The organism is Streptomyces nogalater, assembly GCF_039532885.1.
Taxonomy (GTDB): Bacteria; Actinomycetota; Actinomycetes; order Streptomycetales; family Streptomycetaceae; genus Streptomyces; species Streptomyces nogalater.
This window is the reverse complement of the sequence record NZ_BAAASM010000037.1, coordinates 98,451-112,233: the sequence shown is the minus strand read 5'-3', so window position 1 is coordinate 112,233 and position 13,783 is coordinate 98,451. Positions and strand designations below refer to the sequence as shown.

The 13,783-nt window shown below is 73.4% G+C and carries 13 protein-coding genes and 1 tRNA gene; 5 read left to right on the top strand and 9 right to left on the bottom strand.

The window, feature by feature from the left end:
- Positions 1-122 precede the first annotated feature (122 nt).
- Complete coding sequence (locus ABD350_RS25515; RefSeq protein ID WP_344350687.1) at positions 123-1,283, top strand: FAD-dependent oxidoreductase; 1,161 nt, start codon at positions 123-125, stop codon at positions 1,281-1,283.
- Between the two features lie 68 nt (positions 1,284-1,351).
- On the opposite strand, the gene ABD350_RS25510 is transcribed toward ABD350_RS25515, so the two are convergent.
- Both ABD350_RS25510 and ABD350_RS25505 read right to left on the bottom strand, forming a co-directional pair.
- Positions 1,352-2,758, bottom strand: coding sequence for an NAD(P)/FAD-dependent oxidoreductase (locus ABD350_RS25510; protein ID WP_344350686.1), 1,407 nt, complete (start codon positions 2,756-2,758; stop codon positions 1,352-1,354).
- Positions 2,755-3,423, bottom strand: a complete 669-nt coding sequence (locus ABD350_RS25505; RefSeq protein WP_344350684.1) for a rhomboid-like protein — start codon at positions 3,421-3,423, stop codon at positions 2,755-2,757. The genes ABD350_RS25510 and ABD350_RS25505 overlap by 4 nt, the downstream gene beginning before the upstream one ends.
- Between ABD350_RS25505 and ABD350_RS25500 the strand changes: the two genes are divergently transcribed.
- Entirely contained in the window at positions 3,422-4,333 is a 912-nt protein-coding gene (locus ABD350_RS25500; RefSeq protein WP_344350683.1) for an aminoglycoside phosphotransferase family protein, read from the top strand. The two genes, ABD350_RS25505 and ABD350_RS25500, sit on opposite strands and share 2 nt — an antisense overlap.
- 39 nt (positions 4,334-4,372) lie before the next feature.
- Here ABD350_RS25500 and ABD350_RS25495 read toward each other — a convergent pair.
- Positions 4,373-4,446 (bottom strand) — tRNA-Thr (locus ABD350_RS25495).
- Between the two features lie 207 nt (positions 4,447-4,653).
- Between ABD350_RS25495 and ABD350_RS25490 the strand changes: the two genes are divergently transcribed.
- The 3 genes from ABD350_RS25490 (at position 4,654) to ABD350_RS25480 (ending at position 7,419) form a co-directional block, all read left to right on the top strand.
- On the top strand, positions 4,654-5,790 hold the full coding sequence (locus ABD350_RS25490; RefSeq protein WP_344350682.1) for an ABC transporter ATP-binding protein: 1,137 nt from the start codon (positions 4,654-4,656) through the stop codon (positions 5,788-5,790).
- A gap of 159 nt (positions 5,791-5,949) precedes the next feature.
- A complete protein-coding gene (locus tag ABD350_RS25485) occupies positions 5,950-6,411 on the top strand; it encodes a hypothetical protein (RefSeq protein WP_344350681.1) in 462 nt (153 codons plus the stop codon).
- 276 nt (positions 6,412-6,687) lie between these two features.
- The gene (locus ABD350_RS25480) at positions 6,688-7,419 is read left to right on the top strand and encodes a nucleotidyltransferase family protein (RefSeq protein ID WP_344350680.1); all 732 of its coding nucleotides are present in this window, start codon (positions 6,688-6,690) and stop codon (positions 7,417-7,419) included.
- Between the two features lie 62 nt (positions 7,420-7,481).
- Here ABD350_RS25480 and ABD350_RS25475 read toward each other — a convergent pair whose 3' ends face one another.
- The 6 genes from ABD350_RS25475 to ispD all read right to left on the bottom strand — a co-directional run bounded on the left by ABD350_RS25475 (position 7,482) and on the right by ispD (position 13,531).
- The gene (locus ABD350_RS25475) at positions 7,482-9,191 is read right to left on the bottom strand and encodes a DoxX family protein (RefSeq protein WP_344350679.1); all 1,710 of its coding nucleotides are present in this window, start codon (positions 9,189-9,191) and stop codon (positions 7,482-7,484) included.
- A gap of 149 nt (positions 9,192-9,340) precedes the next feature.
- Positions 9,341-10,282, bottom strand: a complete 942-nt coding sequence (rlmB, locus tag ABD350_RS25470; protein WP_344350678.1) for a 23S rRNA (guanosine(2251)-2'-O)-methyltransferase RlmB — start codon at positions 10,280-10,282, stop codon at positions 9,341-9,343.
- A gap of 88 nt (positions 10,283-10,370) precedes the next feature.
- Positions 10,371-11,774: a cysteine--tRNA ligase gene (gene cysS / locus ABD350_RS25465; RefSeq protein WP_344350676.1), complete on the bottom strand. Its 1,404-nt coding sequence runs from the start codon at positions 11,772-11,774 to the stop codon at positions 10,371-10,373.
- Positions 11,775-11,832: 58 nt separating this feature from the next.
- A complete protein-coding gene (locus ABD350_RS25460) occupies positions 11,833-12,237 on the bottom strand; it encodes a PPOX class F420-dependent oxidoreductase (protein ID WP_344350675.1) in 405 nt (134 codons plus the stop codon).
- Positions 12,238-12,294: 57 nt separating this feature from the next.
- A complete protein-coding gene (gene ispF / locus ABD350_RS25455; RefSeq protein ID WP_344350674.1) occupies positions 12,295-12,789 on the bottom strand; it encodes a 2-C-methyl-D-erythritol 2,4-cyclodiphosphate synthase in 495 nt (164 codons plus the stop codon).
- The gene (gene ispD, locus ABD350_RS25450; protein WP_344350673.1) at positions 12,779-13,531 is read right to left on the bottom strand and encodes a 2-C-methyl-D-erythritol 4-phosphate cytidylyltransferase; all 753 of its coding nucleotides are present in this window, start codon (positions 13,529-13,531) and stop codon (positions 12,779-12,781) included. Before ispD ends, ispF begins: the two co-directional genes overlap by 11 nt.
- Between the last annotated feature and the right edge of the window lie 252 nt (positions 13,532-13,783).

Below are 13,783 nucleotides of genomic sequence, written 5' to 3'. Positions count from 1 at the left end.
GCACCCATGCTGCACCCCGCCACTGACAATCCGTCTGAGCTGCGCAAACGCCCGGATGTCACAGACGGCGGGGCGCCGGCCGTCGTATCCGCGCAGGAGACGGACCGACCTCAGGAGACTCCATGCGCCACATCACCGTCATCGGCGGCGGCTTCGCCGGACTCACCGCCGCGATCACCGCCGCCGAGGCCGGGGCCAAGGTCACCGTGTACGAGGCCCACCGCACCCTGGGCGGGCGGGCCCGGACGGCGCAAGGGCCGTACCGCACCAACGAGGGGCCGCACGCGGTCTACTCCGGCGGCCCGCACTGGACCTGGCTCCGGCAGCGGGACCTGCTGGGCCCGCTCGCCCCGCTGCCGCCGCTGGAGGCCGCCCGGCTGCGGCTGCGCCACCACGGCGTGCTGCGCCGCACCCCGCCCTTCGCCATGCTCAAGCTCCTGCGGCCCCGGCTCGGCCCGGCCCCCGTCGACGCCGACTTCCTGAGCTGGGCGACGGGCATCGCCGGCGAGGAGGGCGCCCGCGCGGCGGCCCATTACGCGGCCGTGGCCCTCTTCCACCACGACCCGGGCAGCCTGTCCGCCGCCTTCGTGCAGGAGCGGCTGCGCCGCGCCGCCAAGCTGCCGCCGGAGGCGCACTACCCGCGCGGCGGCTGGAGCGCGGTCATCGACCGGATGGCCGCGCGGGCGTGGAACATGGGCGTGCGGATCGAGACGGGGGCCCGGGTGGACACCCTGCCCGAGCGCACCCCGGTCGTCGTCGCCACCGCCCTGCCCGCCGCCCGGCGGCTGCTCGGCGACGACTCGCTGACCTGGCCGGGCGGCCGTACCGTCCTCGTCGACCTCGCCGTACGCACCCGGCGCGGGGACGCCTTCGCCGTCTCCGACCTGGACGCGCCGGGCTGGATCGAGCGGTTCACCGCACAGGACCCGTCCCTCGCCCCGGCCGGGGAGCAGCTGGTCCAGGGCCAGTTCCCGGTCGGGCCGGGCGAGTCACGGACCGACGGCGTGGCCCGCGCCGAACAGCTGCTCGACCTCGGGTTCCGGGGCTGGCGGGAGCGGGTGACCTGGCGGCGGGAGGCCCTGGCGGACGGCCGTACCGGGGCCGTGGACCTGCCCGGCCGCAGCTGGCGGGACCGGCCGGCCGTGGACCGCGGCGACGGGGTGTATCTCGCCGGGGACCAGGTGGCGGCCCCCGGCGTGCTCGCCGAGGTGTCCTTCACCAGCGCGGTCACCGCCGTGTCCCTGATCCTGGGCCACCCCGCCCTCGACCGCGCACGAGCCTGAACCACCGAACCGAGGCGGGCGGGCCTGGGGCACCGGCCCGAGTCAGTGGCCCGGGTCACCGCCCCAGGTCAGTGGCGGCCCGCCACCCGGTCCGCCAGTCGGGCCAGTCGCGAGGACCGGGTGTCGGGGTATCGGCGTTCGCGCCGGTCGGCCGCGCGGTAGGTGGCGTACATGCCCTGCACGCCCAGCCAGCGGAAGGGTTCCGGCTCCCACTTGCGGACCCGGTGGCCCACCCAGGGCAGCTCCGTCAGCCCGGTCCGCCCGCCCTGGCCGGAGTCCTGCCGGACCAGGTCGCGCAGGGTGCGGGCGGCCAGGTTGGCGGTGGCGACGCCGGAGCCGACGTAGCCGCCCGCCCAGCCGAGTCCGGTGGAGCGGTCCAGCGTGACGGTGGCGCACCAGTCGCGCGGCACGCCGAGCACTCCCGACCAGGCGTGCTCGATCCGCACGCCCGCCAGGGACGGGAAGAAGCGGGTCAGGATCTCGCGCAGCGCCGCGACGGTCGCCTCCTGGGTGCGGCCGTCGTTGTCGGTGCGCGAGCCGAACCGGTACGGCACCCCGCGCCCGCCGAGCGCGATCCGGCCGTCGGCCGTGCGCTGCGCGTACATGTAGGCGTGCGCCATGTCACCCAGGGTCTCCCGGCCCGCCCAGCCGATCGACGCCCACTGCTCCTCGGTCAGCGGCTCGGTCGCGATCATCGAGGAGTTCATCGGCAGCCAGGTCCGGCGCTGGCCCTTGAGGGCGGCGGTGAAGCCCTCGGTACAGCGCAGGATGTACGGCGCGCGGACCGTGCCGTAGGGGGTGACCGCGTGCTTGGGGCGGATCTCCGTCACCGGCGTCGACTCGTGGATGGTCACCCCGAGCGCCGCCACGGCCGCCGCGAGCCCCTTCACCAGTTTCACCGGGTGCAGCCGGGCGCCGTGCGGGGTCCAGGTGGAGCCGACCGCGTCCGCGACCCGGATCCGTTCGGCGGTCTCCCGGGCGCCGTACAGCTCCCGGTCCGTCTCGCCGTAGGCCAGCTCGTGCGCGTGGAAGGCCTTCAGCCGTGCCAACTGCGCCGGGGTGGTGGCCACTTCCAGGACGCCACCGTGGTGGATGTCGGCGTCGATGCCCTCCGCGCGGGCGACCGCGACGACCTCGGCGACCGTGTCGTTCATCGCCTTCTGCAACCGTACGGCGGCCTCGTGGCCGTGCAGCCGGGCGTACCGGTCCCGGCCCGCGATGCCGTTGTACAGCCAGCCGCCGTTGCGCCCGGAGGCGCCGTATCCGCAGAACTTCTGCTCCAGCACGGTGATCCGCAGGAAGGGCGCCGCCTTCTTCAGGTAGTACGCCGTCCACAGGCCGGTGTACCCGCCGCCGACGATGACGACGTCCGCGGACGCGTCCCCGGTCAGCGGCTCACGCACCGCCGGGAGCCCGTCGTCCGCGTACCAGAACGAGACGCCGCCGTTGACGGCACTGCTTGCCGAGCTGTTCATGGCCGGGACGTTAACCCCCGGGTCCGGCCGGTGTCTCCTTCGGATTCCGTGCTTTTCCCCGCCCCCCTGACCAGCGGACGGCAGGCCAGCCCGAGCAGCGCCGCGAGGAGGTGGCCGACGTCCGTGAAGGTCGGCCCGGCGGCCAGCGGCAGCGTGAACACGGCGAGCACGGCCGCCAGATACCCGTACCGCCAGGGCGCCGCGATCCGGTGGCCAAGCACCGCGATCACCCCGGCCAGCGCGTAACTGACCCCGATGTCCAGGGTGTCGACGGCCGTGAGCGGGGCCCGGCCGGTGCGGATCGCCGCCAGCAGCGCGGCCTCGCTCGCCAGCGACGCGAGCACATGGGTCAGCGCGCACACCGCCAGCCAGCGGGCCGTGCCCAGCCAGCGCTCGGCCGGCGCGTGGAACACCGTGTACAGGAAGGCGTACGGCAGCCAGTGCCCGCTCTCGATCCACATGGCGCTCGCCACCAGCACCCGCACCGGGTTGCGCGACAGCTCGTGCAGGTTCGTCGACCGGTGCCGCAGGAAGTTCTCCTCGAACTCGGGCGGCATGGAGTGCAGTGCGACGGTGGTGGCGAACAGGACCGCCAGCCACAGATGGGTGCCGGGAGCACCGCGGATGTACGCCCACACCGCGCTCAGGCCCCGGTTAATTCGCATGAACCGATTGACGCACGCCGGTATCGTCCGGCTCGTGATCGACATCCCCGGGGAGCTGGCCGAGGCGCAGGAGATGTACAACGGCGCGGCGGGCAAGGCGTTCATCGCCGCGCTGCCCGACCTCGCGGCCGGGTTCCTGGACCGCTGGGGGCTCCGGCTCGACGGGCCGTCGATGAACGGCGTCAGCGCCCTGGTGCTGCCGGTGGTCCGCGCCGACGGCCTGCGCGCGGTCCTCAAGCTCCAGCTGCTCGACCAGGAGAGCGAGGGCGAGCCGGTCGCGCTGCGCGCCTGGGACGGCGACGGGGCCGTACGACTCCTCGACCACGACCCGGCCACCGGCACCATGCTCCTGGAGCGCCTGGACGAGAACCGGATGCTGGCCCACCTCGCCGACACCCGCGAGGCGGTCCTGGTCATCGCCCGGCTGCTGGCCCATCTGACGTCCTTCCCGGCCCCGCCCGGACTGCGCCGCCTCGGCGACATCGCCGCGGGCATGCTGGAGCGGACCCCTTGGGCGCTGGACCGCATCCCCGACCCCGAGGCCCGCCGCATCGTCGCCGACTGCGCCGCCGCCGTCCGCGAGGTCGCCGGCGAGCCCGGCGACCGGCTGCTGCACTGGGACCTGCACGACGAGAACGTGCTGGCCGCCGAGCGCGCCGACTGGCTCGCCATCGACCCCAAGCCGCTGGCCGGCGACCCCGGCTTCGAGCTGTGGCCCGCCCTGGACAACCGGTTCGACGCGGCCGAGGTCCGCTGGCGCTTCGACGCGATGACCGACGTCCTCGGCCTGGACCGCGCCCGGGCCCGCGCCTGGACCTTCGGCCGGCTGCTGCAGAACGCCCTGTGGGACGTGGAGGACGGCCGCCCCATCGACCCCCGCCAACTGGGGATCGCCCGCCTGCTGGCATGAGAAAGCCCGGGTGGGAGCCGGTCCCACCCGGGCCTGCGGAGCCCCCTGTCGGATTCGAACCGACGACCTTCGCTTTACAAGAGCGGCGCTCTGACCAGCTGAGCTAAGGAGGCGCGCACCTGGGTGCTCGTGCAGTGTACCCAGGTCTGGCGGTGGGCCTGTCGAAAATTTCCGCGAAGTTCACCGGGGCCGGGGTACTGACAGGGCCGGTGATCGCCAGGTAGCGTCTCGGTCCAGTTCACCCCGGTGGACTACACCAACCACCTTCCTACAACGGATCGTCCGGCACGTTCCTGCCGGTAGAAGGGGGCCTGCTCACCATGGCCACAGTCACGTTCGACAAGGCGACCCGGATCTACCCGGGTTCCGACAAGCCCGCCGTCGACGCACTCGACATCGCGATCGAGGACGGCGAGTTCCTCGTCCTGGTCGGCCCGTCCGGTTGCGGCAAGTCCACCTCCCTGCGGATGCTCGCGGGCCTGGAGGACGTCAACGGCGGTGCCATCCGTATCGGTGACCGCGACGTCACGCACCTGCCGCCCAAGGACCGGGACATCGCCATGGTGTTCCAGAACTACGCCCTCTACCCGCACATGACGGTCGCCGACAACATGGGCTTCGCGCTCAAGATCGCCGGCGTGCCGAAGGCGGAGATCCGGCAGAAGGTCGAGGAGGCCGCGAAGATCCTCGACCTGACCCAGTACCTGGACCGCAAGCCGAAGGCGCTCTCCGGCGGTCAGCGCCAGCGTGTCGCCATGGGCCGCGCGATCGTGCGCGAGCCCCAGGTCTTCCTCATGGACGAGCCGCTGTCCAACCTGGACGCCAAGCTCCGCGTCTCCACCCGTACGCAGATCGCCTCGCTCCAGCGCCGCCTCGGCATCACCACCGTCTACGTCACCCACGACCAGGTCGAGGCCATGACGATGGGCGACCGGGTGGCGGTCCTCAAGGACGGTCTGCTCCAGCAGGTCGACTCGCCGCGGAACATGTACGACAAGCCCGCGAACCTCTTCGTCGCCGGCTTCATCGGTTCCCCCGCCATGAACCTGGTCGAGGTCCCGATCACCGACGGCGGCGTGAAGTTCGGCAACAGCGTCGTCCCGGTCAACCGGGAGGCCCTGACGGCCGCCGCCGACAGGGGCGACCGTACGGTCACCGTCGGCGTCCGTCCCGAGCACTTCGACGTGGTCGAGCTGAACGGCGGCGCCGCCGCGTCCCTGTCGAAGGACGCCGCCGACGCCCCGGCCGGCCTCGCCGTGTCGGTCAACGTCGTCGAGGAGCTGGGCGCCGACGGCTACGTGTACGGCTCCGCGGAGGTCGGTGGCGAGGTCAAGGACCTGGTCGTCCGCGTCAACGGCCGGCAGATCCCGGACAAGGGCTCCACGCTGCACGTCGTGCCCCGGCCGGGCGAGATCCACGTGTTCTCCACGACCACCGGCGAGCGGCTGTCCGACTGACGGCCCACGGCACCGGAAAGGGCCCCGCGCGCTCGGCGTGCGGGGCCCTTCGTGTGCGGGTGGTTCGTCAACCCCGTTACCCGGAAATCCTTGCCATCTCATCCCCCGAAGGGGTGACGCAGTGTCCCCTCGCCATTACCGGGCGATACCCTCACACGCGTGAAGCACTCCACCACCCCACAGACGCGACGCGGCCACCGGGGCGGCCCTGCCCGCCGGATCGGCCGCACTCTCGCCCTCGTCCTGCCCGTCTTCATGGTGCTCTCCGGGACCCTCGCGGTCACCCGGGTCAACTGGACGGGCAGCCCCGCCGATTCGGTGCTGGCCGCCTCCGACGTGACGTCGGCGGCGATCCCCGCCCGGACGGCCCCCCGCGCGCCCGAGGACGTGCTCCGCGAGCAGCTCATGAGCGAACTCCAGGACAAGGACCCCGGCGTGGCGCTCACCCACCTCCAGCGGGCCGTCAACGGACGTCCCTCGCTCGCCCGGCACTGCTCCTCCCTCGCCCGCGCCCTCGGCACGGCCGCGGTGCGCATCTACGGTGCCTCGCGCGCCCAGTCCTACGCCCGGCCCGTGTGCGACACGTCCTTCGCCTCGGGCGTCCTGGCCGCGCACAGCTGACGCGGACGCCGGGCGGCGGCGACCCACCCCCACCCGGACCGTGCGCCGCCGCTCCCCCAGGCCGCCACACGAGGTCCCCGCGCCGCCGCACGCGGTCCCCGCGCCGCCCGCCACGAGGGTCCCTGCCGTCGCTCCCCCACGGCGCCCCGCACGGGCCGTTCACCGCGGCTCCACCACGGCGACACCCCACGGACGGTCGCCGTCGCCCCACCGCGGCGGGCCGCGCGGACCGTTGCCGCCGTCACACCGCGGTGGGGCGCCACGTACAGTGCGGTCATGACCCATCCGAGCGCCGCGTCGCGCCCCACTCAAGCCGTGGTCCTGGCCGGTGGCCAGGGCTCGCGGCTGCGTCCGTACACCGACGACCGGCCCAAGCCGATGGTCGAGATCCCCGGCACGGGCACGCCGATCATCGGCCACCAGCTCAACTGGCTCGCCGAGGAGGGCGTCACGGACGTGGTCGTCTCGTGCGGCCACCTCGCCGACGTCCTGCAGAAGTGGCTGGACTCGGCCGACCTGCCCGTCTCCGTCACCACCGTCGTGGAGAGCGAGCCCCTCGGCCGCGGCGGCGGCCTGCGCTACGCCGCCGCGCACCTGCCCCACCCCGACCGGCCCTGGTACGCCACCAACGGTGACATCTGGACCCGGTTCTCGCTGCGGGACATGGCCGACTTCCACACCGAGCGCGATGCCGTCGCCACCCTCGCGCTGGCCCGGCCGCGCATTCCCTGGGGCGCGGTGCAGACCGACGGGTTCGGGCACATCACCGACTTCATCGAGGCGCCGCCGTCCACGTTCGAGATCAACGCGGGCGTGTACGTGTTCTCCCCGGAGTTCGCCGCGCTGCTGCCGGAGCACGGGGACCACGAGCGGACGACCTTCCCCCGCCTGGCCCGGGAGCACAAGCTGGCCGGGTTCCCCATCCCGCAGGGGGCGTACTGGCGGGCCATCGACACGGCGAAGGACCTGACCGAGGCGGCCAAGGAGCTGGCCGGACCGCGCCGGTAGACCCGTACGACGAAGGGGCCCTGTACCGGGAAGGTACAGGGCCCCTCGCGTTGTGCGTTCCGTCAGCCCAGCAGGCCGCCCACCAGGCCCGGATCGCCCGTGGCCGTCGAGCCGCCGCCCGAGGTGGTGCCGGTGGTGCCGGTGGCGCCGCCGGTCGACGTGGTGCCGCCGGTGGCCGCCGTACCTCCCGTGCCGGTGGGGCCCGCCGTGGTGCTGGGGGCGCCGCCGCCCGTCGGCGCGGTCCGGCGGGGCGCGACCTGGCCCGTGGTGCCCGCGGTCTGGGTCGGGGCCGCGGTGGTGGCACCGGCGGTGGCACGGCTGGTGCCGGGCGGGGTCGCCGCCCCGGACGGGCTCGCGCCGGCCGTGGCGCCCTCCGTCGGCGCGGCGGAGGGCGATGACGCGCTCTTCTTGTGCCGCTTGCCGGGCTCCTGCGGGAGCGGGGAGCCGGGCAGGTGGTTGCGGGGGGCCTCGCCGGGGCCGGGGACGACCACGCGCCCGGAGTCGCGGACCGCGCCGCCCAGCAGGGAGCCGATCAGCAGGGTCAGGCCGACGGTGACGGCCGTGATCAGCGCCCCCCGGCGCAGCACGTAGCGGCGCAGCTCCCAGATGTCGGAGCGGGGACCGAGCCGCCGCCAGGCGCTGCCCGCGAGCCGGCCGTCCACGGAGTACACGGGGGCGCCCGCGATGATCAGCGGGGACCAGGCGGCCAGGTAGATGATGTCCGGGGCGTCGTAGGCCGGGACCGTCTTCCAGCTGACGGTGACGATCAGGGCGGCCGAGAGCAGCGCGCCGACGACCGCGGCCACGCGCTGCCAGCAGCCCAGGATGGTCAGCACGCCGACGACGACCTGGAGGAAGGCGATGACCAGGCCGGAGCCGACCGGGTGCTGCAGGGCGAACTGGCGCAGCGGCTCGGCCACGTCCCACGGGTGCAGGGTGTTGAGCCACTTCACCATGGAGCCGCGCTCACCGCCGTCGAAGTAGACGGGGTCGCACAGCTTGCCCATGCCGGCGTAGATGGAGATGAAGCCCAGGAAGATCCGCAGCGGGAGCAGGACCACGCCCAGGTTCATCCGGCGGCCCGGGTAGTAGGCGTGCCGGGACGGATCGTCGCCCTGGCGCCGGGTGGGGCGCCGGCCGTCGTCGTCCTCGTCGTCCTCGTCGTAGTCGGCGTCCTCCGGGTACGTCTCGTACGGCTCGGCGTCGTCCCCGGGGTGGGACGGGGGGTCGTAGGCGCCGGTGACCGTGCGCATGTGCGTCAGCAGACGGGGGGCGCCGGCGGCGTCGGGAGCGGTGCGCTGGTGGCCCACGACCGGGGTCTCGACGGTCTGGTCGAGTTCGGTGCCGGTGTCGGCGTAGCCGGTCTGGACGCGCGGGATGACCTGGGTGGCGCCGGCCTCGGGCTCGTCGGCGTGGCGGACGCTGCTGCCCCGCACGGCCTGGAGGAGCCGGTGGGCGCCGGTGTCGTCGGGGGCCGACCGGCCGCTCCAGACGACGGGGCGGCGGCGGCCGGTGGTCTCGGCCGCCCGGCCCGCCGTGCCCAGGACCGACCTGCGGGCGGCCTCCTGGCCGGTGGCGTTCAGATGCCGGGTGATCCGGGGGGACTGCATGCCCTTGGCCGCCGCGCCCAACTGCACGCGGAAACTGGCGTGATTGACGATGACCTGCGCCGGATCGCTCGGCACCTTCACCATGCTCAGCGCGGGAGCGTCGTCGAGACCCGACGAGCGGTCCCCCGTGGATGTGCGGGGTGTTCTGGTGTCCACACTCATCTAACCGAGTGACGTGGTGTTAGGACACTGCTTTGACCGCCCGGATGTGTCCGGACCCCGTCAAGGCCGTGCCCAACGCCGTACGGCCACCCGAATCACCCCGCACGGGTGAGGCCCTGGACGGGTGTTCAGCCCGCCCGGGCCGTCGGTCAGCTTCGCCTGCGCGCGGCCTCGTAGAGCACGATGCCGGCCGCCACGCCCGCGTTGAGCGACTCCGCGCCGCCGGGCATCGGGATGCGCACCCGGAAGTCGCAGGTCTCGCCGACCAGGCGGGACAGGCCCTTGCCCTCACTGCCGACCACGATGGCCACCGGGCCGCGCAGGGCCTCCAGCTCGCCGAGTTCGACCTCGCCGTCCGCCGCCAGGCCGACCACCGTGAGACCGGCCTTCTTGTAGGCCTCCAGGGTCCGGGTGAGGTTGGTGGCGCGGGCGACCGGCGTCCGGGCCGCCGTACCGGCGGAGGTCTTCCAGGCGCCCGCGGTCATGCCGGCCGAGCGGCGCTCGGGGACGACCACGCCGTGGCCGCCGAAGGCGGAGACCGAACGGACGACGGCGCCGAGGTTGCGCGGGTCGGTGACCCCGTCCAGGGCGACCACCAGCGGGTCCTCGCCCTCCTCGGCGGCGGCGTCGAGCAGGTCCTCCGGGTGCGCGTACTCGTACGGCGGGACCTGGAGGACCAGGCCCTGGTGGTTGAGGCCGTTGGTCATGCGGTCCAGCTCGGGGCGCGGGGCCTCCATGAGGTTGATGCCGCCGCGCTCGGCGGCGAGCTGGAGGGCCTCGCGGACGCGCTCGTCGTTGTCGATGAACTGCTGGACGTAGAGCGTGGAGGCGGGGACGCCCCCGCGGAGCGCCTCCACCACCGGGTTGCGGCCCACCACCAGTTCGGAGGCAGACCGGCCGCCGCCCCGGCGCTGCTGCGTGCGGCCCTGCGCGCGGCGGGCCTTGGCAGCGGCGACGCGCTGCTTGACGTGTCCCTTGCGCATCTCGGCGGGCGGGGTCGGGCCCTTCCCTTCCAGGCCCCGGCGCCGCTTGCCGCCGCTGCCGACCTGCGCGCCCTTCTTGCCGGACATGCGGCGGTTGTTCGCGGCCATGAGTTACCTGTCTCCGTGAGGCGTCGTACGTACGTCTTATGCAGTGTGCCGCCCGGAGGGCCGGGCGGCACAGTCGATCAGTGGCGGGTCAGCGCCCGCCGAGGCTCCAGCGCGGGCCCTGGGGGCTGTCCTCGATGACCAGTCCGGACTCCTTGAGCTGGTCGCGGATGGCGTCGGCGGTGGCCCAGTCCTTGCGGGCGCGGGCGGACTCGCGCTGGTCGAGGACCAGGCGGACGAGGCTGTCGACCACGCCCTGGAGGTCCTCGCCCCGGTCGCCGCTCTCGCCGGCCCAGTGCGCGTCGAGCGGGTCGAGTCCGAGGACGCCGAGCATGGCCCGCACCTCGGCGAGCCGGGCGACGGCGGCGTCCTTGTCGTCGGCGGCGAGGGCGCTGTTGCCCTGCCGGACGGTGGTGTGCACGACGGCGAGGGCCTGCGGGACGCCCAGGTCGTCGTCCATCGCCTCGGCGAAGGCCGGCGGGACCTCGGCGGCCGGCTCGACGGTCTTGCCGGCCAGCTCGGTGACGCGCTGGACGAAGCCCTCGATCCGCGCGAACGCGGACTCGGCCTCGCGCAGGGACTCCTCGCTGTACTCGATCATCGAGCGGTAGTGCGGGGTGCCCAGGTAGTAGCGCAGCACGATCGGGCGCCACTGCTTGACCATCTCGCCGACCAGGACGCTGTTGCCGAGCGACTTGGACATCTTGTCGCCGGCCATGGTGACCCAGGCATTGTGCACCCAGTACCGGGCGAACTCGTCGCCGTAGGCCTTGGCCTGGGCGATCTCGTTCTCGTGGTGCGGGAAGATCAGGTCCAGGCCGCCGCCGTGGATGTCGAAGGCGCTGCCCAGGTACTTGTGGGCCATCGCCGAGCACTCCAGGTGCCAGCCGGGGCGGCCCGGTCCCCACGGGGTCGGCCAGCTCGGCTCGCCGGGCTTGACCGCCTTCCACAGGGCGAAGTCGCGCGGGTCCCGCTTGCCCGTCTCGCCCTCGCCGGACGGCTGGAGCAGGTTGTCCAGCTCCTGCCGGGACAGCTCCAGGTAGCGGGGGAAGGAGCGGACGTCGAAGTAGACGTTGCCGTCGGCCGCGTAGGCGTGCCCGCGGTCGATGAGGCCCCGCATCATCTCGACCATCTCGGTGATGTGGCCGGTGGCACGGGGCTCGTAGGTCGGCGGGAGGCAGCCGAGGGCGGTGTAGCCGTCGTTGAACGCGCGCTCGTTCTCGTACCCGATCGACCACCAGGGCCGGTGCTGCTCGTGGCTCTTGGTGATGATCTTGTCGTCGATGTCGGTGACGTTGCGGATGAACGTCACCTCGTAGCCGCGGTAGGCGAACCAGCGGCGCATGATGTCGAAGTTGAGGCCCGAGCGGATGTGGCCGATATGAGGGGCCGCCTGCACGGTGGCACCACACAGGTAGATCGAGACACAGCCCGGCTTGAGCGGGATGAAGTCACGGATCTGCCGGGCGCTGGTGTCGTACAGGCGAATAGTCACCACTCCAGAGTAGTGGGCGCATGGCGATGCCATGCGCCTTCCCCGGAGGAACTCTCCCTCACAGCGCTCCGACGACCTTCCGTGGCCGGATCCGTACGACGACCCGCTGGGCGTCGCCCGCCGACGCCGGGTTGAAGTCCTTGTAGTCCTTGCCGGTGTACTTGCGGCTGAGTTCGTCGATGAGTTCGGAGCCGCCCTCGGTCGTCGTCTCGGCGGTGCCGCGGATCTCGGCGTACTCGTACGGGGACTCGGGGTTCAGGACGACGACCGTCACCCGGGGGTCGCGCTTCAGGTTCCGGTACTTGCGGCGGTCGACCGTGGTGGAGAAGAGGAGGTCGTCGCCGTCGCGTTTCACCCAGACCGGCGACAGCTGGGGGCTGCCGTCGGGCTGGACGGTGCCGACGACGATGAACACCTTGCCGTCGAGCACGGACTTCAGGCGGTCGGACAGGGCGGCGGACATGGGTACCCTCCGGAGTCCAGGGATGACTGGTGGTCGTGAGGGTACCCTCGCACGCCGTCAGGCCACCCGCACCACCAGTGCCGTGGCCACCGCCATCAGCCCCTCGTCGCGGCCGGGAAAGCCCAGGCCGTCGGTGGTGGCGCCGGAGACGGACACGGGGGCGCCGGCCGCCTCGGAGAGGATCTTCTCCGCCTCGTCGCGGCGCTTGCCGATCTTCGGGCGGGGCCCGATCACCTGCACGGCGACGTTGCCGACGGCGAAGCCGGCCGCGCGCACGATCCGGGCGGCCTCGGTGAGCAGCGTGACGCCGGAGGCGCCGGACCACTCGGGACGGCCGGTGCCGAAGTGCTGCCCCAGGTCACCGAGTCCGGCGGCGGAGAACAGCGCGTTGCAGGCCGCGTGGGCGACCACGTCGGCGTCGGAGTGACCGGCCAGTCCGGGTCCCTCGCCCTCCCACTTCAGGCCGGCGCACCACAGCTCGCGGCCCTCCTCGAAGGCGTGGATGTCGGTGCCGATGCCGACCCGGGGAAGCGGCGGTGCCTCAGAAGCCATCGGTGAGCCTCCTGCGGGCCAGTACCGCCTCGGCGAGGACCAGGTCCAGCGGGCGGGTGACCTTGAAGGCCTCCTCGTGACCGGGCACGGCCACGACCGTGAGCCCCAGCTGCTCGACCATGCTCGCGTCGTCGGTGACGTTCTCGGTGACGGTCTCGTGGGCGCGGACCAGCGTCGCCCGGTCGAAGCCCTGCGGGGTCTGGACGGCGCGCAGCCGGGCCCGTTCGGGGGTGGCGACGACCGGCTCGGGGTCGCCGGCCACGGCGGCGGGCTCGACCTCCTTGACCGTGTCGGCCAGCGGCAGGGCGGGCACCACGGCGGGGGCGCCGTCGCGTACGGCCTCCACGACCGCGTCGACGGTCTCGACCGGGACCAGCGGGCGGGCCGCGTCGTGGACCAGGACGATCCCGTACTGCGGCGGCAGGGCGTCCAGGCCGAGCCGGACCGACTCCTGGCGGGACTCCCCGCCGGGAACGACCAGGAAATCCGTCCTCTCGGGCAGCGCGTGCGCGTCGAGCAGGGACTTGACCTCGGCGGTGCCGTCCGGCGGGGCCACGACGATCACCAGGGAGACATGGCGGGACGCGGCGAGGGCGCGGACCGCGTGGATGAGCATCGGTGTGCCGTTCAGCGCGCGGAGCGCCTTGGGGGCGCCCGGACCGAGGCGCACGCCCCGGCCGGCGGCGGGAATCACGGCGGCGACGGGGGTCTGCGCGGGCGTGGGGCGCGATTCGTCAGACATCGGTTCCTGTCAGGTTTGTGTGCTCGACCTACGTGGGTATGGCCTTCAGGAGTGCCGGGCGCGACGCCTTGACCGGACCCTTTCCGTGACCCTGGTCGAGCCATCCGCCCGGGCCCGGCACGCCGGGTATCGGGGGGTTGAACCACAGGCTTCCCGGGTACGCCCCAGCGGGGACGAACATGCCGCAGCGCCCGGCGACAGGGTCAGTGTCATCGGGCACCGCGGCATTTCACTGCTGTGCTGGGCGTGCCG

Excerpts from the sequence above, each read along its gene's own strand:
- ABD350_RS25515 (WP_344350687.1), top strand. The coding sequence starts at position 123 with ATGCGCCACATCACCGTCATCGGCGGCGGCTTCGCCGGACTCACCGCC.
- ABD350_RS25510 (WP_344350686.1), bottom strand. The coding sequence starts at position 2,758 with ATGAACAGCTCGGCAAGCAGTGCCGTCAACGGCGGCGTCTCGTTCTGG.
- ABD350_RS25500 (WP_344350683.1), top strand. The coding sequence starts at position 3,422 with ATGAACCGATTGACGCACGCCGGTATCGTCCGGCTCGTGATCGACATC.
- ABD350_RS25505 (WP_344350684.1), bottom strand. The coding sequence starts at position 3,423 with ATGCGAATTAACCGGGGCCTGAGCGCGGTGTGGGCGTACATCCGCGGT.
- ABD350_RS25490 (WP_344350682.1), top strand. The coding sequence starts at position 4,654 with ATGGCCACAGTCACGTTCGACAAGGCGACCCGGATCTACCCGGGTTCC.
- ABD350_RS25480 (WP_344350680.1), top strand. The coding sequence starts at position 6,688 with ATGACCCATCCGAGCGCCGCGTCGCGCCCCACTCAAGCCGTGGTCCTG.
- ABD350_RS25475 (WP_344350679.1), bottom strand. The coding sequence starts at position 9,191 with ATGAGTGTGGACACCAGAACACCCCGCACATCCACGGGGGACCGCTCG.
- rlmB (WP_344350678.1), bottom strand. The coding sequence starts at position 10,282 with ATGGCCGCGAACAACCGCCGCATGTCCGGCAAGAAGGGCGCGCAGGTC.
- ABD350_RS25460 (WP_344350675.1), bottom strand. The coding sequence starts at position 12,237 with ATGTCCGCCGCCCTGTCCGACCGCCTGAAGTCCGTGCTCGACGGCAAG.
- ispF (WP_344350674.1), bottom strand. The coding sequence starts at position 12,789 with ATGGCTTCTGAGGCACCGCCGCTTCCCCGGGTCGGCATCGGCACCGAC.
- ispD (WP_344350673.1), bottom strand. The coding sequence starts at position 13,531 with ATGTCTGACGAATCGCGCCCCACGCCCGCGCAGACCCCCGTCGCCGCC.